At 53.6% G+C, this 23,051-nt stretch carries 25 protein-coding genes; 9 read left to right on the top strand and 16 right to left on the bottom strand.

All coding sequences use genetic code 11. The features are described from left to right. Window positions 1-8: 8 nt before the first annotated feature. Together JUF21_RS03905 and JUF21_RS03900 are read right to left on the bottom strand one after the other, a co-directional pair. The gene (locus JUF21_RS03905) at window positions 9-1,316 is read right to left on the bottom strand and encodes a PTS sugar transporter subunit IIC (protein ID WP_203623646.1); all 1,308 of its coding nucleotides are present in this window, start codon (window positions 1,314-1,316) and stop codon (window positions 9-11) included. Between the two features lie 214 nt (window positions 1,317-1,530). Continuing rightward, the gene (locus JUF21_RS03900; protein ID WP_203623645.1) at window positions 1,531-2,232 is read right to left on the bottom strand and encodes a GntR family transcriptional regulator; all 702 of its coding nucleotides are present in this window, start codon (window positions 2,230-2,232) and stop codon (window positions 1,531-1,533) included. Between the two features lie 264 nt (window positions 2,233-2,496). Here JUF21_RS03900 and JUF21_RS03895 point away from each other — a divergent pair, with 264 nt between their 5' ends. Continuing rightward, window positions 2,497-3,225, top strand: a complete 729-nt coding sequence (locus tag JUF21_RS03895) for a hypothetical protein (protein ID WP_203663152.1) — start codon at window positions 2,497-2,499, stop codon at window positions 3,223-3,225. A gap of 114 nt (window positions 3,226-3,339) precedes the next feature. Here the strand turns inward: JUF21_RS03895 and JUF21_RS03890 are convergent, their stop codons facing one another. From JUF21_RS03890 to JUF21_RS03840, 11 genes are all read right to left on the bottom strand, one after another. Next, the gene (locus tag JUF21_RS03890) at window positions 3,340-4,278 is read right to left on the bottom strand and encodes a 2-dehydropantoate 2-reductase (RefSeq protein ID WP_203623677.1); all 939 of its coding nucleotides are present in this window, start codon (window positions 4,276-4,278) and stop codon (window positions 3,340-3,342) included. Between the two features lie 115 nt (window positions 4,279-4,393). Further along, the gene (locus JUF21_RS03885; RefSeq protein ID WP_203623643.1) at window positions 4,394-4,768 is read right to left on the bottom strand and encodes a Rid family detoxifying hydrolase; all 375 of its coding nucleotides are present in this window, start codon (window positions 4,766-4,768) and stop codon (window positions 4,394-4,396) included. Between the two features lie 3 nt (window positions 4,769-4,771). Further along, window positions 4,772-5,947, bottom strand: coding sequence for a MalY/PatB family protein (locus JUF21_RS03880; RefSeq protein ID WP_203623642.1), 1,176 nt, complete (start codon window positions 5,945-5,947; stop codon window positions 4,772-4,774). Window positions 5,948-5,962: 15 nt separating this feature from the next. Next, window positions 5,963-7,036 (bottom strand): Xaa-Pro peptidase family protein, encoded by a 1,074-nt coding sequence (locus JUF21_RS03875; protein ID WP_203663150.1) that lies wholly within the window; start codon window positions 7,034-7,036, stop codon window positions 5,963-5,965. A gap of 17 nt (window positions 7,037-7,053) precedes the next feature. After that, entirely contained in the window at window positions 7,054-7,674 is a 621-nt protein-coding gene (locus JUF21_RS03870) for an RDD family protein (protein ID WP_203663148.1), read from the bottom strand. A 64-nt stretch (window positions 7,675-7,738) separates the two neighbouring features. Continuing rightward, a complete protein-coding gene (locus JUF21_RS03865; RefSeq protein WP_203623639.1) occupies window positions 7,739-9,064 on the bottom strand; it encodes a PTS sugar transporter subunit IIC in 1,326 nt (441 codons plus the stop codon). Continuing rightward, window positions 9,064-9,423, bottom strand: coding sequence for a PTS sugar transporter subunit IIB (locus JUF21_RS03860; RefSeq protein ID WP_203623638.1), 360 nt, complete (start codon window positions 9,421-9,423; stop codon window positions 9,064-9,066). The genes JUF21_RS03865 and JUF21_RS03860 overlap by 1 nt, the downstream gene beginning before the upstream one ends. Next, window positions 9,420-9,752, bottom strand: coding sequence for a PTS lactose/cellobiose transporter subunit IIA (locus JUF21_RS03855; RefSeq protein WP_203623637.1), 333 nt, complete (start codon window positions 9,750-9,752; stop codon window positions 9,420-9,422). The genes JUF21_RS03860 and JUF21_RS03855 overlap by 4 nt, the downstream gene beginning before the upstream one ends. Window positions 9,753-9,767: 15 nt before the next feature. Beyond that, entirely contained in the window at window positions 9,768-10,811 is a 1,044-nt protein-coding gene (gene ypdE, locus JUF21_RS03850) for an aminopeptidase (protein WP_203663146.1), read from the bottom strand. Between the two features lie 2 nt (window positions 10,812-10,813). Further along, window positions 10,814-12,727: a transcription antiterminator gene (locus JUF21_RS03845; protein WP_203663145.1), complete on the bottom strand. Its 1,914-nt coding sequence runs from the start codon at window positions 12,725-12,727 to the stop codon at window positions 10,814-10,816. 307 nt (window positions 12,728-13,034) lie between these two features. Continuing rightward, a complete protein-coding gene (locus JUF21_RS03840) occupies window positions 13,035-14,318 on the bottom strand; it encodes an ABC transporter substrate-binding protein (protein ID WP_203663143.1) in 1,284 nt (427 codons plus the stop codon). Window positions 14,319-14,637: 319 nt separating this feature from the next. Here JUF21_RS03840 and JUF21_RS03835 point away from each other — a divergent pair, with 319 nt between their 5' ends. Continuing rightward, on the top strand, window positions 14,638-15,096 hold the full coding sequence (locus JUF21_RS03835) for an NUDIX hydrolase (RefSeq protein WP_203623633.1): 459 nt from the start codon (window positions 14,638-14,640) through the stop codon (window positions 15,094-15,096). A gap of 76 nt (window positions 15,097-15,172) precedes the next feature. Here the strand turns inward: JUF21_RS03835 and JUF21_RS03830 are convergent, their stop codons facing one another. From JUF21_RS03830 to JUF21_RS03820, 3 genes are all read right to left on the bottom strand, one after another. Further along, window positions 15,173-15,313, bottom strand: coding sequence for a hypothetical protein (locus JUF21_RS03830; protein ID WP_156314368.1), 141 nt, complete (start codon window positions 15,311-15,313; stop codon window positions 15,173-15,175). A 113-nt stretch (window positions 15,314-15,426) separates the two neighbouring features. Then, window positions 15,427-16,125 carry a VIT family protein gene (locus JUF21_RS03825; protein ID WP_203623676.1) on the bottom strand — a complete coding sequence of 233 codons (699 nt, stop codon included), beginning with the start codon at window positions 16,123-16,125 and terminating at the stop codon, window positions 15,427-15,429. Between the two features lie 18 nt (window positions 16,126-16,143). Continuing rightward, window positions 16,144-16,812, bottom strand: coding sequence for a VIT family protein (locus JUF21_RS03820; RefSeq protein WP_203623632.1), 669 nt, complete (start codon window positions 16,810-16,812; stop codon window positions 16,144-16,146). A 418-nt stretch (window positions 16,813-17,230) separates the two neighbouring features. Between JUF21_RS03820 and JUF21_RS03815 the strand changes: the two genes are divergently transcribed. From JUF21_RS03815 to JUF21_RS03785, 7 genes are all read left to right on the top strand, one after another. Beyond that, window positions 17,231-18,886, top strand: a complete 1,656-nt coding sequence (locus JUF21_RS03815) for an Nramp family divalent metal transporter (protein WP_374706434.1) — start codon at window positions 17,231-17,233, stop codon at window positions 18,884-18,886. After that, a complete protein-coding gene (locus JUF21_RS03810; RefSeq protein WP_203623631.1) occupies window positions 18,886-19,323 on the top strand; it encodes a universal stress protein in 438 nt (145 codons plus the stop codon). Before JUF21_RS03815 ends, JUF21_RS03810 begins: the two co-directional genes overlap by 1 nt. Before the next feature lie 85 nt (window positions 19,324-19,408). Further along, window positions 19,409-19,972 (top strand): cadmium resistance transporter, encoded by a 564-nt coding sequence (locus JUF21_RS03805; RefSeq protein WP_203623630.1) that lies wholly within the window; start codon window positions 19,409-19,411, stop codon window positions 19,970-19,972. Between the two features lie 11 nt (window positions 19,973-19,983). After that, window positions 19,984-20,292 (top strand): helix-turn-helix transcriptional regulator, encoded by a 309-nt coding sequence (locus JUF21_RS03800; RefSeq protein ID WP_203623629.1) that lies wholly within the window; start codon window positions 19,984-19,986, stop codon window positions 20,290-20,292. Window positions 20,293-20,428: 136 nt separating this feature from the next. Continuing rightward, window positions 20,429-21,169 (top strand): metal ABC transporter ATP-binding protein, encoded by a 741-nt coding sequence (locus tag JUF21_RS03795; RefSeq protein ID WP_203623628.1) that lies wholly within the window; start codon window positions 20,429-20,431, stop codon window positions 21,167-21,169. Next, the gene (locus tag JUF21_RS03790) at window positions 21,166-22,068 is read left to right on the top strand and encodes a metal ABC transporter permease (protein WP_203623627.1); all 903 of its coding nucleotides are present in this window, start codon (window positions 21,166-21,168) and stop codon (window positions 22,066-22,068) included. Before JUF21_RS03795 ends, JUF21_RS03790 begins: the two co-directional genes overlap by 4 nt. Then, entirely contained in the window at window positions 22,069-23,010 is a 942-nt protein-coding gene (locus JUF21_RS03785) for a metal ABC transporter solute-binding protein, Zn/Mn family (protein WP_203623626.1), read from the top strand. It abuts the gene before it with no gap. Window positions 23,011-23,051: the final 41 nt, after the last annotated feature.

Below are 23,051 nucleotides of genomic sequence, written 5' to 3'. Positions count from 1 at the left end.
CGCGGCGACTAATCAGTGACCTTGGTTTTCGCGTCTGCGGCTTCTTTTTCCAGTTGCTGCTTTTCAAAAACCTTGAAGAACGGGTAGTAAACAATCAGGTAAATGAAGAAGTTGATCACTGATAGAACCAGTGCGGTCCAGCTCCAGTTCGTACTCATCATCGCGGCGATCGGCGCCGGAATGGTGAACGGCAGACGCGCCATCATCATTGGCACGATATGCGTCACCGTCGCGACATACGCCAATGTGCCCGTGATCAGCGGCGCAACGATGAACGGAATCCCCAAAAGCGGGTTCAGCACGATTGGCGCACCGAAAATAATTGGCTCGTTAATGTTGAACAGCCCCGGCAGGAACGACAGCTTTCCGAGGTCCTTCAGGTACTTGCTCTTGGAGAACATGAACAGCACCACCAGCGCCAATGTACCGCCTGAACCACCGATCCACACGAACCACTGCAGGAACTGCTCGGTGAAAATCGTTGGCAGATGCGTTGCCGCGGCGCCGGCGTGGAACTGGGACATATTCTCCGCGATACTCATTTCCCAGAACGGCCGGATGACCGGATCCATGATGGCCGCCCCGTGGATCCCGAGGACCCAAAAGCCGCAAATCAGGAAAATCGTGGTCAACCCGCCGAGCAGACTGTTTCCAGCCAGGAAGCCTTTGAGCGGCATGAGGATCATGGACAAGAAGGTGGAGATGTTAAACCCCAGCAAATCACGCACCACCCAGAAGAAAATCAGGATGATCGCGGCCGGGATCAGCGCGACGAAGGAATTAGAGACTTCCGGCGGCACCCCATCCGGCATTTTGATCGTGATGTTGCGCTCTTTTAACCAGCGGAAGATCTCGACCGAAACCAGCGCAGTGACGATCGCCGCGAACAGTGATGATGCGCTGAGGTTGGCGATGTTGAGATACCGCCCAGCGTCAATCACACCTTTAACGTTCTCATTGACCTTGGTGGGCTGCACCGTCGCCACCAGAAACGCCATGGTCGCGAGAATCCCACTCGTGAGCTGGTCCATTTTATAACTAGAAGCTAAGGCCGACGCGATGCCGAATGTGGCATACAATGACAAGATCCCGACGGTGAACCGAAATGGAATATCGAGCATCGCAGAATACGGAGCGAGAAAGTTCGCGACCGCCGTAATCGGCATGTTTTCCAGAATCGTGAAGAAAGAACCGACAATCGTCAGCGGCAAGGTCGCGATGATTCCTTTGCGGATCGCGGTCATGTGCCGTTGCTGACCGAATTTATTGGCTACCGGCAGCACTTTGGCATCCAAGAAGTTTACGAAGCTATCCATGTTTTTCATCCCTTTCTGGAAACGCCATAACATTATAATCTTTGGCTGTAAACGCTTTTCCGGTTAAAAAAGGGCACTCTCATCAATCTCATTGCATCGTCTCAGTCACCGTTAATCCAGCGTTCCTCGCCAATGGACCACAGCTAAATTTACCGGATAAACAAAAACTGACCAAAGGCTTGCGCCCGGTCAGCCGGCATAAATTATAATGTTTTTAGACCTCGTACTCGATCGTGTAAGGGTGGACCGCCGTGTTATAAATCGCCAGCGAATCCTCAACCAGCTCACCGACCTCGTTGTATCCGAGCCGCACCCGCTTCATGGCAGTGGGCTCTTCAAGCTTCAGGATGTCGCAGACGGTCGCCGCGGGCTTGGTCAGCGTAAAGGAGTCCTCAAACCGCGAGACCGTCACGCCCGCCAGCTTTAGCACCTGGTACATCGAGTGCTGTTCGAGAAATTGCGCCGAAATTTTGGCCATGGGCACCCGGAGAAAATGAGTGAAGTAGATAAACGGTTGATCGTTCAACAGATAAACGCGGTCGACCCGGGTGATCTCCTCGTTGGCATCAGCAAACGTTGTCGGCACTTTGGTGAAGCTGCTTGAGGTGACACTCAGCACCTTCTTAGTCAGCTTCTTCCCTTCGCTATCTAGGATCGTTGAAAACGACTCGGCCTTGGAAAGTCGGTTGAAGGGCCGATTGCTAATCACAAACGTGCCCCTGCCGCTTTGCTTATTCAGATACCCTTCCTTGACCAGGATATCGACCGCATTTCGCACTGTGATCTTGCTGACCCCGTACTGCTCACCCAGCTCGTTTTCCGTAGGGATCATGGCGTGCAGCGGATAGGTATCATCAAAGATTTTGCGTTTTATATCATCCGCAATGTCACGGTACAAAATACCGGTTTTTTTCATAATTAAAATTCCTCGTCTTATTTATTGCTTTCACTATACCACAGGCAGTCCACATCATAGTCTTAAACATTATAATCTTTTACATGGAACTTGCCAATTCTAGTTAACATGCCAAATATATTTCTACCACGACCGTCTGGATTACGGTATATTGGCCTTGGCAAAACGTCACCATTTGCGACACTACCCGACTCAAAACATGTTGATAGGCCCCGCGCGAATCTGTTGTCAGGTAATTCTCACAGTATGAAAGGACTTGAACCGATGAGCATTCTAGTTGGCTTGATCAGCCTCCTGTGTGTGATTGCAATTTTCTATGGCATCATCATGGGCATCCGCCTGCGCCACCAGAAAAAGGCGAAGAAGCTGTTCGGCATCGCGACCGCTGGACTCGTGTTACTTTTATTCTCCGGTGCCGCTAGCCTGTACGGTATCAGAAGCGTCCACTCTGCCGACGTTGCGAGAATCGCCAATAAAGCCAAAATCGCGAAGAAGAAAAAACTGGCAAAGAAAGCGGCAGCGGTAAGTAGAAAGAAAGCCGCCGCCTCCAGCCTTAAAGCTGCGGAGGCGGCGTCAGCGTCGAGTCAAAAAGCTGTCGAAGCCGCCGCCAAAAAAGTCGCTGCGGATAAAGCCAAGGCTGAGGCTGCGGCCCAGGTCTCCTCGCCAGTCCAAGCTGCCGCCACTGCGAAAGCTCAGACGGCAAGCGCGTCAACTACTCGGACCACCGGATCCACAGGTAACGTGGGCAACGCGAATCATGGCTCACCCAGACAACCAACAACAACCGATCAGACCTCTGGTTCGCAGACGCAGGCCGCAGAGAATACCCATCCCCACTCATCGCCGACTGGTACTCATAGCATCACTACGGGTACCTATACCGATGAAAATGGGACCCATTACTATCGATCAGACGCCGACATAGAAAGTGACGGAAAGGGTGGTTTTGGCTCCGGTTATGGGACTGGCAGAGTTATATTTAGCGGCAACTAGCCTTTCTAAATCGGGAGCGCTGCAAAGAGCTCGTTGCAGTGATTATTCGCCAGTCAAAAAAACGGATGCCAAGTCGCCTTGGTGTCCGCTTCTTTGATTAACTTTAGACTTGATTTACTTCGCTCCGATCAGCTGCTCCTTAGCGTGTACCAGCTGAGTCAGCAGCGTGCAATACGGGGTGGCGATTCCGTACTTCTTACCCTTGCGCGCAACGGCGCCGTCGATGAAGTCTACTTCGGTGACGCGGTGGTGCTGCACGAGGTCCTGATGCATGGATGGATAGTGATCCGCGATGTCGGCGGTGAAGGTCGCCGCGACGTGGTTATATACCTCGGCCTGATCCAAGTCGACGCCTTCTTGCTTGGCGACTGCGGCGAACTCACCAATGATGGTGTGCAGCAGGTCAGGTGCTTCGCGGGTCTTGCCGAACTCACCGATATTGCAATCCAGCAGCGCACACAAGACGTTCAGCGTGCCGTTAACGCAGGCCTTGCGCCAGATGGAGTACTTCACATTGTCGCTGTACTTCGGGTTCAACCCGGCGCCTTTGAACACGTCGACAACCTGCAGCGCAAAGTCCTTGCCGGCAGGCTCGAAGTTCTGAAGTTCAACTTCGCCATCGCCGACCAGTACCACGTGGCCTGGACCAGTCATGCCGGCGGTCCACATGGTGATACCGAGAATCAGGTGATCTTTGGCGACAAACTTTTCCAGGACGTCTTCGTGACCAATGCCATTCAACAGGCACAGCACGTAAGTATCAGGATGAATCAGTGCCTTGACCTGCTCAAACATGCTTTCCAGCTGATTGGATTTCAGAAATACAACGATCAAATCCGCAGTAATGCCGCTTTGATCGATCTCAGACGGCGAATAAACTGGCATTTTAGCCGTTACCGGCTTGCCGTTGAACTCGGCCTGGATCCCGTCCTTGCGAATCGCATCGACATTTGCCTGCCAGCCGTCTACTAGCGTTACATCATTGCCGGCATTGTGCAACATAATGGCGAAGCGGCTGCCCATGCCACCGACGCCTAATACTGTAATTTTCAAAACTGCCATCTTCTTTCATTCTCAATTCTACGCCGATCAGAGACTCGCTTCAAAAGCGCCAGCCCCTGCCAGCAAAAAGAAGTACCCGAAAACACAGGTACTCCTCTTTGAAAAACTAGTCTGCAACCAGCTCAACTTCCACCAGCGCATTCGCCGGCAGAGCCGTCACCGCAAAAGTAGAGCGGGCGGGTTTACTGCTGGCATACTGCGCATAGATATCATTGAACGTTGTAAAGGTGCTCATGTCTGTCAGTAGGCAGGTTGTTTTGACCACATCATCAAATGACTTGCCGGCTGCCTTTAAAATGGCCGCCAGGTTGATCATGACTTGCTTTGCCTGCGCCGCGACATCATCCCCTGCCATTTTGCCGGTAGCCGGGTCCAACCCGATTTGGCCGGACACGTACAACGTGCCGTCGACCAGCTTAGCTTGTGAGTAAGGGCCGATTGGTTCCGGCGCCTGATCTGTGTAAATCGTCTTCACTGCCATGTCTTATTCCTCCTTCAACGCGTGAACCGCCTTGGCGAGCCGATTCAGCCCGTCCTCGATCTTGCTCTTTGGCGCGCCCAGATTGAACCGCAGGTAGTTGTGCCCACCATTGCCGTAGACACTACCGTCCATGATCGCAACTTTTTGCTGCGTGACCATCTCGTGCTGCAGCGTTGTCATGTCCAGTCCAAGCGGCGCGATATTGATCCAGCCAAGGTACGTGGCCGCCGGAATCTGGTAATCCAGGTTGAGTTCATCAGCCAAAAATTGCTTGGTATAAGCGAAATTCTGATCGATGTACGCACTGAGCTGGTCCAGCCAGTCCTCCTGATTGTTGTAGCATTCGATGGTTGCGAGCATCCCCAAGTACGGGACCGACGACAGCGCATTTTTCTGCTTCAAGCTGAACAGGAACTGCTCACGGTCAAGTGCGTCGGGCAGCAACGCGTATGAGCAGCCCAATGCGGGAATGTTGAACGCCTTGCTGGCGGAAGTCAGAACGGCTTTCGGGACACTCAACTCGTGGAAGTACTTCGCTAACGTGTTGACCTGGGTCCCCTTGCGCACCACGTCCATGTGGATCTCATCGCTGATGATCGCCACGTGGTAGGCGTCGCACAGCGCGACAATGCGCTGCATATCCTCATCAGACCAGGCCACCCCCAGTGGGTTGTGCGGGTTGCATAGCAAGAAGATCGCTGGGTGCTCTCGAGCAAACAACTGCTCAACCGTCTGCCAGTCCACTCCCGCATCGATATTGTATTGCACAAGGACCCGGTTATTGGCCGTCACCGTGTTGATAAACGCGTCATAGCAAGGACTGAAGGTCAGGACCTTTTGCCCTGGTTGACTGAATTGTTCCAGCAACTTGGCGAGACTGAAAATGACACTCGGACTGTACACGATACTAGCTGGGTCAATCACTGTGTCATAGCGCCGCTTGAACCAATTCGTGATGGCACCCTTGAACTCCGGATTGTTCCAGCGCGTGTAGCCGAACAGGCCGCGGCTTGCCGCCTTGGTCAGTACATCGCTGACGCCTTGTGGGGCCTTGAAGTCCATATCGGAAATCGTGAAAGGCAGCAGATTCGCTTCACCGAACCGATCCTTCACGTAATCCCACTGAGTCGAATAAGTCCCGTAACGATCGACCACTGTGTCGAAGTCGACTTTTCCCATTATTCTCCGCCTCCGTTAAAGCTCGATCATGTGCTCCGGTGAGTGTGTCATCAGTTCTGGCTCACCGTCATCATTGATCCAGACATCATCTTCGATCCGGCAGCCGCCGTGATCTTCAAGATAAATCCCAGGTTCAACCGTGTACGTCATGTGCTTCTGCAGTTTCTCAGTACTGTCACGGTTAAGCAGCGGATACTCGTGAACTGTCAGGCCCAACCCATGGCCGGTACCGTGAAGGAACTTATCGCCGAGCCCTTCTTTAGTGATATAGTCGCGCGCTGCCTTATCCAGGTCCTTGAGCGGCACACCCACGTGACTCGCGCGAATCGCGGTAAGTTGTGCTTCTTGTGTGACATCATAAATGTGCTTGAGTTCATCGTCGACATGACCCAACACAATGGTCCGGGTAATGTCTGAGAAGTAACGGTCCTTTTCAAACCCGAAATCGAGAATGATCATCTCATTATTCTCAATCACCTTGTTTGAGGCATGCCCATGTGGGAGCGCAGAGCGCTTGCCAGAAGCCACGATGGTCTCGAAAGCCCGGGCATCGGCACCATGATCCAACCCCCAGCTATCAATTTCATTAGCCACTTGCTTTTCGGTCATGCCCGGCTTGATATAGGTCAAAATGTGCTTGAATGCAGCATCTGCAATTGCCCCGGCGGCTTGAATCTTCGCCTTTTCGTCGGCACTCTTGATCATGCGCTGACTTTCGATCCAATCTTGAGTCGGCACCAGCTCAGCACCGTTTTCACCCGAGGTCAAAGCCAGATACTCAGTCACGTTCATTTCATCCGTTTCAATCCCTACCCGGTGGTAGCCATGGTCCGCCAGTAGCTGACGAATCGTACTTTCCATGCGCATCTGATTGTCGACGACTTCGAAGTCAGGTGATTGCGTCTTAAGCTGTTCAAAGTACCGGCCATCTGCGATTACATACTGCGCATCGGGAGCGATGAATACCTGGCCATAAGTCCCCGTAAAACCGGACAAGTAATAACGATTCGGCTTACTGTTAATCAGAAAACCATCAAGATTATGCTCTTTCATCTTGTTACGTAATGCTGTCAAACGTGCTGTTTGCACAATAACGCCTCCTGTTATTATTTCGCTGGTTTCGCAACAACCATCGTGCCCAGGGCCCAGTCGTGTAAGGCCAGATGTTTCTTATTCCAAAAAACTAACACCATGGAGATAATCGTAATCACCGTCCAGACTGCCGTGAAATAACCATCGACGTAAAACTTGGTTGCCAGGGTGATAAACACCTTGACGTAGGTCGACGTCGCCGTGGCCAAGCCCTCGATGCAGACAAGGAAAACAAATTGCCGCAGGATCAATAACCCCAAAGTCAACGGCTTACCATCACGCCGAACGATCTGAACATGATTTAGGTGCTTGCCCACAGTCTGCCCGGGATAGATACGCCAAGGCACGATAACGTAGTAGAAAAAGCCGAAGAGTAGGCAAAGCGCTGTTGTCGCAAGTGTCGCGCCATCGCTGATGCCAGCAGCGTGAAACATATACATACTGGTCATCGGTTTACTTTTACCGCTCAAAACTGCGTAGATAAGCACCGCTGGCAAGCCACTGACAATCCCACCAAGCACCCAATCTAAGACCCCGGACAAGACACGCGCATTCCCGTGGTCAGGAGCTAACACCGGTTCTGGGACCTGATTCGGCCCTGCGTTTGGCCGGTCTTTTCTTTTTCTCTTCGCCATCGTGATCTCTCCTTTAACAAATAAATCAGGCAGGTTGCCCTTGCCTGATCTATGTCAATCCGTGTTAGAAATCAAGGTGCAGGTCATCAAGCAAGGATTCATCTTCATCAGAGATAACATCCTTCTTCTCTGCCCGATGCTTCTCGTTCTCCAACTCTTCTCGCTCTGCCATTTTGCAGAATGGGTACCAAATTAGGATCGAGAACAGCATCTGTGCACCATTGACGATCAAGCCCCGCCAGTCGAATGTGGCTAGATAGCCTTCTAGGAAGACCCCCACATACGGCGGCGTGAAGACCGACATTTTCAGCCAGCCAAAGTGCATTGCCCAAGCCCCAAAGGAAGCAGTGATTGGGCCGATGATCGCGAACGGAATGAAGAACATTGGGTTCAGGACAACCGGTGCCCCGAAGAGAATTGGCTCGTTGATCCCAAACAGTGCTGGAATCAAGGCAATCCGACCAATCTTCTTCTGTGCCACAGCCTTAGAGAACATGAACCAGAATACCAACCCGAAGGTGATCCCAGTCCCGGTGAAGTTACCAAATGCAGAGTCTTCGCCTGGGGTGAAGAAGTGAGTCAGGGCCAGGCCGTTCTTCGCGTTAGCAATATTCTCGGCCAGGAACTGCGTGGAAATTGGCGCAGTGATTGGCGAGAGAACAGCTGGGTGAATCCCGAAGAAGAACAGCAGCGCCTGCAGGAACTTCAGGAAGGTGTAGGCGAATGGGTTGTCCATTGAACCAACCAGCGGTGCCAGGATGTTGGTGAAGATCATCGGTGGCAGTGTGTGCAGCCAGTTGACGCAGATGACCCGAATGATAACGAAGGCACCAACCGTAATGACAGAAATCGGAATCATTTCAAATGACTTAGAAACAAAATCTGGAACGGTGTCTGGCATCTTGATGGTAAAGTTACGCTTTTTGCACCAGCCAAAGATTTCAATGGCGAGGATACTGCCAAACATGGAAACGAACAGGCCTTTTGTGCCAAAGTAGGTCACATCAACGGCACCCTCTTTGGTGAAGTCAACGGCCAAAATCAGGAAGCTCATGACGGCCATTGAAATACAGCCAGGCACATCGAGCTTTTTTGAAACCGCCAAGTGATAAGCAATAATCGCCGACACGTACAAGGCCATCATGCCCATCCCAACCGTCGAAGGAATCGTGATCACCGAACCATACTTGATGATCCACTCCGAAAGGAAGTTATTCTTACCGATCATGTTAGGAATCGCATCAGGAATCAACGCGAAACTACCAATAATCAGCAGCGGCGTCATCGCGACCATGGCCTTCTTGATTGCACTCAGATAGATATTGCGATCCATCCAATTGGCAACGGGGGTAAAGTACTTGTTCATGAAGGCTTCGAATTTATCGAACATCAATTACTCCCCCCTTCTTGTTCCTTCTGGTTCTTAAGTTCTTGTTTGCGCTGTGCGATCAAAGCCTCCTTTACTACTGTGGCTCCGTCCATTGCGCCATATGTCTCTTTAGGAATAACGACATACGGGATATTACGTGGCTTGGTGACAGACTCAACAAAATCCTTCTTGTAGGAAATTTGTGGGGCGAGCAAGACAACGTCTGTCCCTTCGATTTCTGCGGGCAGTTGTTCTGCAGGGATCGCCTTAAGTTCAAAGGTACTTTCGTCAAGCGCTTTGCTATCCTTGATGACTTTCTTCATGCTGTCCATCATCATGGTCGTTGACAAACCGGCAACGCAGGCTAAAACGATCTTCATTTCGATTGCTCCTCTCTATCTCTTTCTTGGAAAATCTTGATTAGTTCTTCAATCAAATCCCGCGACAGTTGAGCTGTCATGTAATGATCCTGAGCGTGCACCATCAGCAGCGTGATCTTGTTTGCATCACTCCCTTCACTGAGTTCTTTTTGAATCATCTTCGTCTGAATGTTGTGTGCTTCAACATCCAAGTCATCGGCTTCTTTTAACAGCTTGTGGGCCTCATCGTAATTGTGGCTGCGCACCTGCTGCAGTGCCTCAAATGCTTTAGATCGGCTTTCGCCTGACGACGAGATCAGGCCCATAATGTCTTTTTCTGATTCATCCATCTTCATTACCCCTTATCAAAAATTGTAGATTTCAGTTACCGCTGCTCGATCGACCTTATGCGCCAACTCCTGAACCAGCTTGCTCATGGTCTCTAAGTCCCTCTTGGACGCCAGGGAATATGGATTGTGGCAGTACCGCAGCGGCAGACCCAGAACGGCGGAAGCGGTCCCATTATTTTCCAAGTGAGCAGTGCCGGCATCAGTCCCGCCGCCTTTGAACATGTCCTTCTGATAAGGAAGCCCCGCGTTATCAGCCACTTGCCGAAGAAGCCGAATCAGCTTAGGGTTTGGCACCATCGTCTTGTCGTAAAATTCAAACATTGGCCCCTGACCGATCTTACGAGTGTTCATGAAACCACGGTCCAACTCTGGGTTCTTGGCGACATCGATGGCAAAGAACAGGTCCGGATCAACGATGTGCGAGGTGAGGCGCCCGCCGCGGGTGCCAACCTCTTCGCTGCCCGTGAAAGCTGCAACCACATTGACGGGCAAGTCCTCGTCCTTGAGAGCCTGCATGGCCCGAATCAGTGAGAAGCAGCCAGAGCGATCATCCATCGCCTTGCCAGCTACCACGCCTTCAGGAGTCAGCTCGCGATAGTCCGACGCGAAGACCACCATATCTCCAACGTCGAGGCCAGAGGCGAGAAATTCTTCCTTGGAGTTAAAACCGAAATCTACATAAGTTTGGGTAATGTTACCAGCAGCGTCTTGAGTCGAGTTGAGAACGCCTTCGATTTTCTTACCGCTGGCTGTGGTTGCCCGCACGATCTCACTGTGCTTGGCGCGATCTTCCACGCCGCCCAGCGCCTGCAGGTACGCCATGCCGATATCGGAGATGTAGCGGATCATGAAGCCAACCTCATCCATATGGGCGGCAAACATCAATGTCGGCGCATCTTTTTCCTTGCTCGGCTTGGTCACCATCAAACTGCCGATTCCATCGAATGTAAATGTATCTCGATAATCGGCCGGTTCTTCCTTGATAATTGCCCGCACGGCTTGCTCGTTAGAGGCAACCCCGTCGGCATTCGAGAGCTTTTCCAACAATTTAAAATCCATGATTAATCTTCCAGTCCCTTCAGAGTGGCGACCAACGTGGAAAGCGTTGGGTCGTTGTAGACTTGACTAATTCTTGGTTCGCTTTGCATCAGTTGAAAGATGCTATTCGAGATGCTGCTGTAATACTGAAAATCTTGTTTAGCTAGACAGACCATAAAGACTAAGCAAACAATCTTGCCCTGCTCCCTCACCTCTGGCTTAACGATGCTCACAGCAATCGCACTCGCCTTGCCTTTCATCTCAATCGGGTGCGGCATGGCGATACCATTGTTATAAACAGTGCTCATGTACGCTTCTCGCTTGAGCACATTCTGCTCGAAGTCTGAATCGCCAAAACCAGTTGCGCTCATTTCACGTGCCATAGCCTGAATTAACTTCTGGTAGCTATCGATTGACTGCACGTGAAACAGCTGGGGTTTGATCAAATCGAGATAATCATTGGCCACATCGATTCGCGTCGGCTCACCGCTCGGCACTCGATCGATGAATAGGGCGCGTTTGATGTTATCAATATCACGATTTGTCAGCAGTTCTTTGATGTATAGCGTTGGCACTTTCGGTTCGCGCTTTAACGGTACAACGGAAAATATCAGGTCAGGCTTGAACGCTTCTAGGTCTGCCTCTTCCCAGAAAGAGAATGACTTAACCGTAGACTGTGGAAAAATGCCGACGATTTGTGTTCTGATCAGATTAGAGACCCCACCACCAGTCGTGCAAATCACCGCCACTCGACGATACTGGCGGGCTTGACGATTTTGCTCAGTTGCCAGGTGATTCAGAAAGTGGATTGCAATGAAGCCCAGCTCATCGTTTGAGACCTGCACCTGGAATTGACTTTCCAGAAACTGTGAAAACTTAAGCACCAGGTCAAAAACCATTGGGTAGCGAATGCACAGTTCAAGAAGCAGCGGGTTTTTGTAGGTGATTTTCTTATCAAGACGTTCCAGCAGGAAGGTCAGATGCGTGGTCAACCCTTCAATGAACGCATCATCCTGTGCGTACCGAGTATGATTCTTTGCGTCGGCGGCGGTGAAGAAAGTCCTTAAGCTATCTTTGATGAAAGTCTGATTGACTCCGGTGCGCGGCGCCTCTTGCCGCTGTAGTGACTGCTCGACCAACGACTGAAACTCATCCACAACGTCTTCGTCAATGTCGATTTGGAAATGCCCAATCACCTCCTTAAGGACCTGATTCATGCAACTATTAATTGCGTCATGTTGCTCAACCGCCACGCTTTTCCGTTGCATGCTAGGATGCAATGTCGCGTATACAACTAACACCCTGAGCCAATCCATCAGTACTTGGAATTCGTAGTAGCCAATACGCAGTTGGTTCTCGCGGATGCAATCCTCAGCAATCCGCTCGTATTCGTCAAACGTCCCGACCCTCTCATCCACTATTGTCACGATGTAGTTGTCACCTTTGAGGTAAAGCTCCAACATAAGCTGACGGATGGCCCGGCTGGTGCCGACGAGACGGATCCCATAATGGCTTTTGCGCTCTAGGCGAAGTCCGAACGATTCAACAAAGTTATCAACGGTGTTCAGTTTGGTGTAAAGAAGCGTGCCGCTTATTCCCATCTCCTCGGCTAAATCACCCACCGCAGTATACGGCTGGTCACTAGTCAGTACGTGCCCGAGAATGTCGACGACCAACTCTTCTTCATTGAGTACCGCATCGTCAGAGGACAATGCCTTCAAAAATGCGTTCAAGAGGTCTTTGTCCATCACCTCCAGTGCATACCCCTTGCCATAGGCGTTGCGTAATTGATAACCGTGGTCATGACCCGCTCTTTTGATGAAGGCCAGCTCATTTTGGACCGTACGCTTTGATACCTTAAGATCATCCATAAAATAATTGAGGGACAGGTACGTATCTGCTTGAGCTAATGCTTTTAGAATTAGATATGTCCGCATCTGCTGTCGACTCCTTTATTTATTTCTATGGTAAACAACAATTACTAATATTAACAGAAAACTCTTTGCATTAAAAAGTGCAGCGTATACAATGAATCACACAGTTGGTTTATAGAAGACTTATCAGCTGATTGACTTATACTAATTATCGACTGAGATTGCTAATAATAACATTACATGTTAGTCTTTGATACGTTTAACTTGCGCCCCCTCAAAAGATTTCCCTGTAACCATACAAAAATCACCCGAACGAGCGCGCAAATTGCGTGGCCGTTCGGGTGATTAGGTAACGATTCGTATGAACTAACTAGTTCTGATTCTCTTTCAAAATGGCTTCCGTCTTCTTCTGCAAGGCATCAAACGCATCCTTGCCGGAAGTCCCCTTGGAGATGGTGCTGTCGACGGTATCCATCAGGTCGTTACGGTAGTCACCGTAGCCGGCGAAGACGGTCGAAGCAAAGGCGGTGTCGGAGGCATCGACGGCCGCCTTAAAGGTCGGATTGGCCTTCAGGTAGTCCCGGTAGGTCGCGGACTGTGTGGCGCTCTTGGTGATCGGCACGTAGCCGGACTTCTTAGCCCAGTATGCCGCGTTCTGCTTTTTCAGCAGAAACTTCTGGAAGGCCCAGGCGCCTTGCTGCTGGGCCTTGCTTGCACCCTTGAACAGCACGTTGTCGTTCCCGTTGAGTGGCTCGGCGACAGAATCGTTGGCGAAGCTCGGCACGGTCGCGGTGCCCCACTGCATGCCCTTCGGCGCCTGCACGGAGCCGATGGAGCTGGAGCTGCCGATGCCGAACACGGCCTTTTGCTGGCTGAAGGCAACGGTGAAGTAGTAATCAGTGCCCGCCGTCTTGACGTACCCGGCCTTGCGCAGGCTGAGGATCTTGTCGACCGCGGCCAGTGTGGTCGGCGCGTTCAGGTTGGCCTTGCCGTCCGCCGTGATCAGCTTGTGGCCGGCCTGCATCGCCATGCCTTCAAGCTGCACGTCGTAAGACTGGTCCATCGCCAGCGTGGCGAGGCCCTCTTTCTTGAGGGCCGGACCCATTTTTTCAATGTCATCCCAGGTCTTCGGCATGGCCAGGTTGTACTTCTTCATCAGGGTCTCGTTGTAAAACAGGACCTGCGTGGATTCGGAGTACGGCAGGCCGTAATACTTGCCCTTATACTCGCCGGCCTTCAGGAAGCTCGGGTAAATGTCGCTGAGCTGCGCTGCGGACAGCTTGTTGCTGCCGTGAAGCATCTGCGAATCCCACGGGATCAGGAAGTCGTTCTTGACGTAATCGCCAATGTTGGTGGTCGGCGCCTGCGCCATGACTGGCAGGGTCTTGCTCTTGGCCGCCGCCATCAGCTTTTGCTGCAGGGCGTCATAGCTGCCCTGGCTGGTCGCAACGACCTTGTACTTGCTTTGACTCTTGTTAAAAGCATCAATGGTCTTCTGCTGGGCCTTGTTCCAGGCCCCGGTCATGCGGTGCCAATACGTGATCTTCACCGGCTCCGACTTGGACTGACTGCCGCTGTTGCCGCAGCCCACCAAGCCAACTGTCAAAAGTGCGCCAAATGCTAACGCGAGCACACGGCTCATGCGTTTAGTCATGTTAAACTCCTCCAAATATGAAATAATATGGTGTCTTGTCATTAGACATTATGCAGACTTTTGCCCGAAATTGAAAGGGATATGCTCTCATTCGTGAAATTTTTTCCAAACATTGACCCTTTTGCGCTCGGGTCCGAGCTGAAAACTGGTCAGGAACAGTCAGGTTAATTACTGAAAGCGTCACCATTTCGGGTCACTCGCCGCGACCACGTATGGGCACGCTGTAAAAATAACATATTGGCTGCCAGCACGCAGGTCAGTTTTCGATAATGCCGGCGCGAGATAATGGGCGTATGCTAGCGGAAAAAGGAGGCGCCACATGCCAGAAACTTACGGCTACATCAAAGCAGTTCGCGCGAAGGTCGGCCACATGCCGCTGATCCTCAACTGCGCAGCCGGCATCCTGCTGAATGAGCAACGCGAGGTCCTGCTCAACCACCGCACCGACAATGGGACCTGGAGCCTGCCGGGTGGCTACATGGAATACGGCGAGACGTACGCGCAAACGCTGATCCGCGAATACAAGGAAGACAGCGGCCTGGACGTCGCCATCGTGCGCCAGCTTCACTGCTTCGACCAGGGCGAAACGATTTATTCCAACGGCGATGTTTGCCAAACCATCGCCATGCTGTACGAGGTCAGGCAGATTGGCGGCAGCTTTGAAGAGGCCGACCCGAACGAAACCACGGAAATGAAGTATTGGCCGCTGGACGGCCTGCCGCCGCTGCTCAACCAGCAAAACGCGGACATGATCGCTTACGCCGCCAAGCACTGCTAAGCGTACACGCAAACGCACCGCCCGAATTTTTTCGAGCGGTGCGTTTGTGTTTCACTGCGCCATGTTGCGCCGTGAATTAGGCTAAATAAGACTGGTTGGTCATCGTGACCAGATTTTGCAAAAGAAAACCGTCAATCATTCTTTCGCATTCCGTCTGATCCCTCAGCTGCATTTGAGTTGCCGCATCAATCATTGGCTGCTCGTTTGCTTCCGCCATGTCTTTCGCTCCCTTTCTCAGGGTCTACTGGCCGTTTTTTAGGTAGTCCAAACATCTCGGTACAATCCCACCATACCACATCACCCGGGAAATGATCGCCCCGCGGCACAGTTTTACATCAGCTGCCCGATGCCGTAGTGGATGATCATCGTGATGATACCGACGACCACGTTGCGGATCATCGCGTTTTTGACCAGGCCGTTGCCGAGCTTCGCGGACAGGTAGCCGGTCAGAGACACGGACAGGATAACGGCGAGAATGGTCGCCGGCCACTGCCAGGCCACCGGCGCGACCGTCATGGCGAACAGCGGAAAAATGCCGCCAGACGCCGCGGAGACCAGGGACGCAAACGCGGCGTACCACGGGTTCATGTAGTGGTTCTTTTTCAGGCCGTACTTCACGCGGATCACTGTGCCCAGCGCATCTTCGTGCAGCAGCTGGTCGGCGATTTGCCCCGCCGTTTCGGCTGTGACCCCGCGCGCGACGTAGTAGTCCGTGACCGCCTGTTTCTCGCCGGCCGGGTCGGTTTCAAGCAGCCGCGACTCCTCAGCCACGACCGCCTTTTCGGTGTCCTTTTGCGACGATACCGACGCGTACTCACCAGATGCCATGGAAAAGGCGCAGGCCAACAGGTCCGACAGCCCCGCGATGAAAATCGTGAACTGGTTGGTGGTCGCCGCCGCCACGGAGAACAGCACACCGACGACCGTCAAGATGCCGTCATTAGCGCCCAGGACCCCGGCGCGCAGCGTGTTCGCACGCTCCGCCATGGTCTGTTTTTCTTTGGTTTTTGGCGTATGCATTGTCTTCATCATGATTGACCGCTTCCTTTAGTGGGCAAACAATGTGCCGATCCAGTAGGTCACGGCCATCGTCAAGATCCCTGACACCACGTTGCGCAGCGCCGCCTTCCAGCGGTTCGCGTTGCCCAGCGCCGCGGCGATGTAGCCGGTGATGGTCAACGCGATCACGACCGCAACGACCGTCGCCCAAAGCTTGATGGCCGCCGGAAACAAGGTGATCGCCACCAGCGGCAGGATCGAGCCCGTCGGGAAGGCAATCATGGAGGACACCGCAGCCGCAACCGCGCTGGTCGTCTCGCCGGAGTCGAACCCGAACCGTTCGCGCACGGCCACGTTCAAGGGGTCGCGGCTCAGCATCTCGCCGGTGGCCTTTTTTGCCAGGTCGCCGGAGATGCCTGTCTTCATATATTTGTGCTGGATGAAATCAAACTCACCCTGATAGTCGTCGTCAAGTGCCCGGCTTTCTTCAGTGATCGCGCGCTTTTGCCCGTCGCGCTCGGCGTTCACGGAGACGTACTCGCCCATCGCCATGGACACGGTGCCGGCAAGCATGCCGGACAGGCCGGAAATCAGGATCGCGTAATTGTTGGCGGTCGCGCCGGCCACGCCGATAACGATCCCAGCCACCGACACGATGCCGTCGTTGGCGCCCATGACACTGGCGCGCAGCACGTTGACCTTTTCTGATAGCTTCATGGTTCCACCCCACAATTTATAACCATTCTAATATGTACATAAGCAAGTCTAAATCTCACCTTCCCCATTGTAAAGCATTAAGCTGGTTTTGTTTGGGTATCCTAAATAAACTGGTTGGCGGGTTCTCGTTGATTTACGATAATTCTTCCATATATGCCCATGCACGGGCAACCATCTCGGTATTTTCAAGCTTTTCATTCACCGAATATTCTCTCTCGCGTATTGATGAATCACTTTTACTGTCTTTTTGTTAGGGACACAAAACTAACTAAAGTGCCTAGAATCCCTGGCATTATGGGCATATTCAGCATATTTGCATGCATGCGTCAAGAACTTTTGTTAGGTAATCCTAACAAAATGCTTTACAGAGAAAACTTCAGCGGTATACTGAGAGTGATTTCAGAAAGGATTGGGGATATTGAAAGAAACAGATGCAACACCCAAAAAGCGCAAACTCATTGAGTACGCGAATGGGCCCTCACTGGAGGAGATCAACGGCACCGTCGAAGTGCCAAAAGGCAAAGGCTTCTGGCGTACGCTACTGGCTTATTCAGGTCCCGGGGCTTTGGTTGCCGTCGGTTACATGGATCCAGGTAACTGGTCGACCAGTATCACCGGGGGGCAAAACTTCGGGTACCTCCTGATGTCCATCATCCTAATTTCAAGTTTAATCGCGATGTTGCTTCAAAATATGGCGGCTAAACTTGGCATTGTGACGCAAATGGACTTAGCCCAGGCGATTCGGGCCCGGACCAGCAAAGCACTTGGCATTGTCCTGTGGATCATGACCGAGCTCGCCATTATGGCGACTGATATCGCGGAAGTCATCGGCGCGGCCATTGCGCTGTACCTGCTCTTCGGCATTCCGCTAGTCATTGACGTGTTCATCACCGTTTTTGATGTTCTGCTCTTATTGCTGCTGACGCGCATCGGCTTTCGTAAAATCGAGGCTATCGTGGTCGCGCTGATCATGGTGATCCTGTTCGTCTTCGCCTATCAAGTCGCACTGAGTCGGCCAGATTGGATCGGTGTGATCAAGGGCCTGGTGCCATCGGCTGGCACAATCGCTGCGCACCCAACGGTCAACGGCATGACGCCGCTGTCTGGGGCGCTTGGCATCATCGGCGCCACGGTCATGCCGCACAACCTGTACCTGCACTCGGCGATTTCGCAGACACGTAAAATCGACCACGACGACGAGGAACAAGTTGCGCAATCGGTGCGCTTCAGCCAGTGGGATTCCAACATCCAACTGTCCGTCGCGTTCATCGTGAACTCGCTCCTGCTGATCATGGGCGTGGCGGTGTTCAAAAGCGGCGCGGTGAAGGATCCGTCCTTCTTCGGTTTGTACCAGGCACTGTCTGACACCTCCGTCTTATCCAACGGCATTTTGATTGCCGTCGCCAAGTCCGGGGCGCTGTCAGTCCTGTTCGCGGTCGCCCTGCTGGCGTCCGGTCAGAACTCAACCATCACTGGCACACTGACCGGTCAGGTCATCATGGAAGGCTACATTCACATGCGCATGCCGCTGTGGGCGCGCCGGCTGGTCACTCGCCTGATCTCCGTGATTCCAGTCCTGGTCTGCGTGTGGATGACGCGCAACCTGTCGCCAGTCGCCGAACATGAGGCGCTGAATGACCTGATGAACAACTCACAAGTTTTCCTGGCGTTCGCACTGCCGTTTTCGATGCTTCCGTTGCTGCTCATGACCGACTCCAAGGCCGAAATGGGCAAGCGGTTTAAGAACTCCACCTGGGTCAAGATTTGCGGCTGGATCTCCGTCATCGGCCTGACCTTCCTGAACATGCTGAACCTGCCGGATGCGTTTGCCGGCTTCGTCAGCCCCAGCATGGAAACCGAAGCCCACATCGCCGCGTATGTGGCGATTGCCCTAATCATTTTGCTGCTGGCATGGTGCCTGTATGACATGTACAAAGGCAATCAGGCCCTCGTAGCGTCCGGCATGGCCCGCGACCAGTTAATCGCGGCCGGAAAGTCTGCCGACGAAATGGTCAAGCAGGAGCGCGCTGAAGAAACTGCTGAAGATCAACAGAAAAAGGAGGATAATCGCTGATGTCACCAGATGACTATCAAAAAATCCTCGTGGGTGTCGATGACTCGGCCGACGCCTTGGCCGCGTTTCAGTACGCGATCCACCGCGCCCGTGTCGACGGGGCCAGCCTCGTGATCACCACGATCATGGAAAGTGACGAGATGAACGTGTACGAGGCCCTGTCGAAGGACTACGTGCACGGCGAGCGCAAGGACCTCGAACAACACCTGTCCGAATACGTCCAACTCGCTGAAAAAGCCGGCATCAAGGATGTCCGCGCCGTGATCGGCGAAGGCGACGCTGGGGAGACTATCGTCAAAACGCTCATTCCCAAGTACCAGCCGGATCTGCTGGTGATTGGGGCCGCCGCCAAAAAAGGCATCGCCCGGCACTTCGGCTCGCAGGCGGCCTACATGGCGAAGTACGCGCCGTGCTCCGTGCTGGTGGTGCGCGAGTAACGCAAACATTGCCCGGGAAATTTTCGGGCTTTGTTTTTACTGGACATATGCAACATAAAACATATAACAAGTTAGGAAGTCGCTTATGAACTACTGGCTCCTCACGCTGACTTTTCTCAGTGTGAACTTAGACTTTTTCTTCATGCTGCTGTTTCTGCTGAAGCGCTATTCGCGCGGCGCAGTGATCCTGGGCTACGTGCTCGGCGTCACCGTGCTGATGACGCTGAGCTTTGCGATCGGCAAAACACTTGCACTGCTGGTCCCCGAATGGGCGCTTGGCGTCCTCGGCGTCCTGCCCCTGTACATGGCGCTGCGGCAAGATCACGATGCGGATCAGCCGCGAACGCAAAGCTCGGCCGTCGCCTCGGTGTTTCTGACCTACCTGTCTGTGTGCGCCGGCTGCAACCTGTCGATTTTCCTGCCGGTCTTGGCCGGCGAGACGCTGGCCCACTTCGGGGTCACGCTGATCTTCATTGCGCTGCTGGCCGTTGCGGTGGTCCTGGTCATCAACCTGATCGGCCGCCTGCCGCAGGTGGCGGCAGTGATGAAGGCCCATGGTGAAGCGCTGATGCGCGTGTGTTATGCGGCCGTGGGGCTCTGGGTCTTTTGGGACAGCGGTTTGATCGCCCACTTGCTTGCCTTCGTCTAGGAGATGGCCAAATGAATGCGCAACAATTGGCGGAAGCGGTGAAGATCTTCAAAGTCCTCAGCAACGACACCCGCGTCCGCATCCTGTATTTCCTCAAAAATCGCGAGGCCGATGTCACGACCATCGTCGAAGGGTTAGACATCGATCAGCCGCAGGTTTCGCACCAGCTGGCGATGCTGTATCAGTATCGGCTGGTTTCACGCCGCCGAGTCGGCCGCCACGTGTATTACATACTGGACGAGCCACACGTGCTGACGGTGGTCGACGCCATGTTGGCGCACGTTTCACGTGAAACCGCCGGCCAGCCCGTTAAACTATGAACCAACCAAATTGAGACCGCGTCATCCCCTCTGCCTGAGGCGGTGACGCGGTCTGTTTTGGTTGCGCAAATTCGCCCCACCTGATATGCTTAGATTGAGAAAAGTTTAGCCACGCCTAAAACCAAGGAGGGGTTCCATGTTTCAACTCACGGACCTCACCGTTGCTTACGATGCCACACCAGTGTTCACTGATGCGACCGTCACCTTCGACGAGGGCAAAATCACTGGCATCATCGGTCCCAATGGTGCAGGAAAATCAACGCTGATCAAGGCCGCTCTCGGCCTGATCAAAAAGCAACACGGCACAGCCACGTTCAACGGCCGCCCACTCAGCGTCTTCAAGCGCCGCATCGCGTACGTCGAGCAGCGCAAGGACTTGGACCTGACATTCCCCATCAGCGCCTTTGACGTCGTCTTGACCGGCACGTACGCGCGCCTTGGCCTCTTTAACCATCCCGGACGCGAAGAAAAAGCCCAGGCCAACGCCGCGCTGGACCAGGTTCAGCTGGGTGCGTTTGCACAGCGTCAAATCGGCAACCTGTCGGGCGGCCAGCTGCAGCGGGTGTTCGTCGCCCGCGCAATTGTGCAAGACGCGGATCTCATCATCCTCGACGAGCCGTTTGTCGGCATCGACCTGCAAAGCGAGGCCACCATCATGGCGATCCTGAAACAGTGGCGCGACGCCGGCAAAACCATTATCATCGTGCACCACGACTTGAACAAGGTCTTCCAGTACTTTGACGACCTGGTCGTGATGAACCACGGCATTATCGACTACGGGCCAGTTGCGCAGGTTTACACCGCGGCCAACATTACCCGCGCCTTTTCCCCAGACTTGTCGGCGGTCCTGTTCGACCAGCAGGAGGTGGCGCAATGACGACCATTACCGAATTTATCACCGCACTGGGACGTTACGGCTTCCTGCAAAGCGCACTGCTGGCTGCGATCATGGTCGGCATCATGTCCGGCATTATCGGGGCCTTCATCATCCTGCGCGGGATGTCGCTGATGGGTGACGCAATTTCCCACGCGGTGCTGCCAGGGGTTGCCATCGCCTACATGCTCGGCATCAACCTGCTGATTGGCGCCTCGGTGTTCGGCATTATCGCGGCGCTGCTCATTGGTTTTGTCTCGACCCACAGCAAACTCAAAACCGACACGTCGATTGGCATCGTGTTCTCCGCGTTTTACGCGCTGGGCTTCATTCTGATTGCCGCGGCCGGCAGCGCGGTGAACTTGAACCACATTTTGTTCGGGAACATCCTCGCCGTGTCGGACGGCGACATCATGACCACCGCCGTGGTACTCGGCATCGTGCTGCTGTTTGTGGTGACCTTTTACAAAGAGCTGCAGATCACCTCGTTTGACCCGGTGTTCGCGCAGACTTACGGCCTGAAAGTCCAAGTCATCCACTACAGCCTGATGCTGGTGCTGACGCTGGTGACCGTGTCCGCGCTGCAAACCGTCGGCATCATCTTGGTGGTCGCGATGCTGATCACGCCAGCGGCCACCGCGTTTCTCTGGACGAACGGGCTGGAGGTGATGCTGGGGCTCTCGGCGGCAATCGGCGCCGTCTCCGCCACCGTCGGCCTGTACCTCAGCTACACCTTCAACTGGGCGTCCGGCCCGGCAATCGTGCTGGTCGCCGCCGCGCTGTTCCTGCTGTCCTTCGTCCTGGCGCCCAAGCAGGGCTTCGTGCGGTTAAAAACGCGCATCTCCCGCCCGCGCCGCCAGGCAAAAACGGCCCACGGGCTGGCCGACGAGGAGGTGCTGTAAATGCGCCGCTTTTGGCTCACGCTGTTCAGTGTCACCGTCATGATTGCCGGCGTCGCCATGTTTTTGACCACCCGGACCGACCGGCCGCATGCCGATGCACCGACTGGCAAGTTGCGCGTGGTCACCACCAATTCGATTCTCGAGGACATGGTGCAGCAAGTCGGCAAGGATCAGGTCGAGGTTTATTCAATTGTCGCGCGCGGCACCGACCCCCACGAATACGAACCGCGGCCTGCCGACATCGCCGCATCCGCTGAGGCCGACGTGCTGTTTCACAACGGCCTGAATCTGGAAACCGGCGGCAGCGGCTGGTTCACCAAGCTGGTCGAGACGTCAGGCAAGCACTTTGACCAGGAAGTTTTCGCCGCCAGTGCCGGTGTGCGGCCCCGCCACCTGACGACCAACCCCAAAGAACAAGATCCGCACGCGTGGCTCGATCTGGCCAACGGCATCCAGTATGTGCAAACCATCACCACTATTTTGGCTGAAAAAGACCCGCAAAACGCCCCCTTTTATCAGCAAAACGCCGATGCCTACACGAAAAAGCTCGCAGCCTTGCACGAAAGCGCCCAGCGCCAGTTCCAGGACCTGCCGAAAGACCGCCGCGTTCTAATCACTTCAGAAGGCGCGTTCAAGTACTTCGGCGGCGCCTACGACCTGACCCCAGCCTACATTTGGGAGCTGAACTCCGAGTCCCAGGGATCGCCTTCGCAGATGAAGGCTGTGCTGGCCAAAATCGCCGAAAGCGACGTGCGCAGCTTGTTCGTCGAGACCTCGGTGTCCCCTAAGTCGATGACTAAAATCGCGCAGGACACCGGCCTGCCGATCCACGCCCAGCTGTTCACCGACTCGCTGGCCAAAACCGGCAGGACTGGCGACACGTACTACGACATGATGAAGTGGAACCTGGAAAAGATCCACGAGGGCCTGAGTAAGGCGTAACGCAAAAGAGGCCTCTCAGGGCCTCTTTTTTTTGCATTCAA

Source organism: Lacticaseibacillus sp. 53-4, from assembly GCF_016861805.1.
GTDB lineage: Bacteria > Bacillota > Bacilli > Lactobacillales > Lactobacillaceae > Lacticaseibacillus.
Note: the sequence above shows the minus strand (reverse complement) of the source record. Positions and strands in the feature narration are given on the sequence as shown.

Coding starts and splice junctions, on each gene's coding strand:
- JUF21_RS03905 (WP_203623646.1), bottom strand. CDS start 1,316: ATGGATAGCTTCGTAAACTTCTTGGATGCCAAAGTGCTGCCGGTAGCC.
- JUF21_RS03895 (WP_203663152.1), top strand. CDS start 2,497: ATGAGCATTCTAGTTGGCTTGATCAGCCTCCTGTGTGTGATTGCAATT.
- JUF21_RS03800 (WP_203623629.1), top strand. CDS start 19,984: ATGAATGCGCAACAATTGGCGGAAGCGGTGAAGATCTTCAAAGTCCTC.
- JUF21_RS03835 (WP_203623633.1), top strand. CDS start 14,638: ATGCCAGAAACTTACGGCTACATCAAAGCAGTTCGCGCGAAGGTCGGC.
- JUF21_RS03880 (WP_203623642.1), bottom strand. CDS start 5,947: ATGGGAAAAGTCGACTTCGACACAGTGGTCGATCGTTACGGGACTTAT.
- JUF21_RS03860 (WP_203623638.1), bottom strand. CDS start 9,423: ATGAAGATCGTTTTAGCCTGCGTTGCCGGTTTGTCAACGACCATGATG.
- JUF21_RS03885 (WP_203623643.1), bottom strand. CDS start 4,768: ATGGCAGTGAAGACGATTTACACAGATCAGGCGCCGGAACCAATCGGC.
- JUF21_RS03825 (WP_203623676.1), bottom strand. CDS start 16,125: ATGAAGACAATGCATACGCCAAAAACCAAAGAAAAACAGACCATGGCG.
- JUF21_RS03810 (WP_203623631.1), top strand. CDS start 18,886: ATGTCACCAGATGACTATCAAAAAATCCTCGTGGGTGTCGATGACTCG.
- JUF21_RS03870 (WP_203663148.1), bottom strand. CDS start 7,674: ATGGCGAAGAGAAAAAGAAAAGACCGGCCAAACGCAGGGCCGAATCAG.
- JUF21_RS03840 (WP_203663143.1), bottom strand. CDS start 14,318: ATGACTAAACGCATGAGCCGTGTGCTCGCGTTAGCATTTGGCGCACTT.
- JUF21_RS03795 (WP_203623628.1), top strand. CDS start 20,429: ATGTTTCAACTCACGGACCTCACCGTTGCTTACGATGCCACACCAGTG.
- JUF21_RS03845 (WP_203663145.1), bottom strand. CDS start 12,727: ATGCGGACATATCTAATTCTAAAAGCATTAGCTCAAGCAGATACGTAC.
- JUF21_RS03785 (WP_203623626.1), top strand. CDS start 22,069: ATGCGCCGCTTTTGGCTCACGCTGTTCAGTGTCACCGTCATGATTGCC.
- JUF21_RS03805 (WP_203623630.1), top strand. CDS start 19,409: ATGAACTACTGGCTCCTCACGCTGACTTTTCTCAGTGTGAACTTAGAC.
- ypdE (WP_203663146.1), bottom strand. CDS start 10,811: ATGGATTTTAAATTGTTGGAAAAGCTCTCGAATGCCGACGGGGTTGCC.
- JUF21_RS03830 (WP_156314368.1), bottom strand. CDS start 15,313: ATGGCGGAAGCAAACGAGCAGCCAATGATTGATGCGGCAACTCAAATG.
- JUF21_RS03900 (WP_203623645.1), bottom strand. CDS start 2,232: ATGAAAAAAACCGGTATTTTGTACCGTGACATTGCGGATGATATAAAA.
- JUF21_RS03855 (WP_203623637.1), bottom strand. CDS start 9,752: ATGGATGAATCAGAAAAAGACATTATGGGCCTGATCTCGTCGTCAGGC.
- JUF21_RS03820 (WP_203623632.1), bottom strand. CDS start 16,812: ATGAAGCTATCAGAAAAGGTCAACGTGCTGCGCGCCAGTGTCATGGGC.
- JUF21_RS03865 (WP_203623639.1), bottom strand. CDS start 9,064: ATGTTCGATAAATTCGAAGCCTTCATGAACAAGTACTTTACCCCCGTT.
- JUF21_RS03790 (WP_203623627.1), top strand. CDS start 21,166: ATGACGACCATTACCGAATTTATCACCGCACTGGGACGTTACGGCTTC.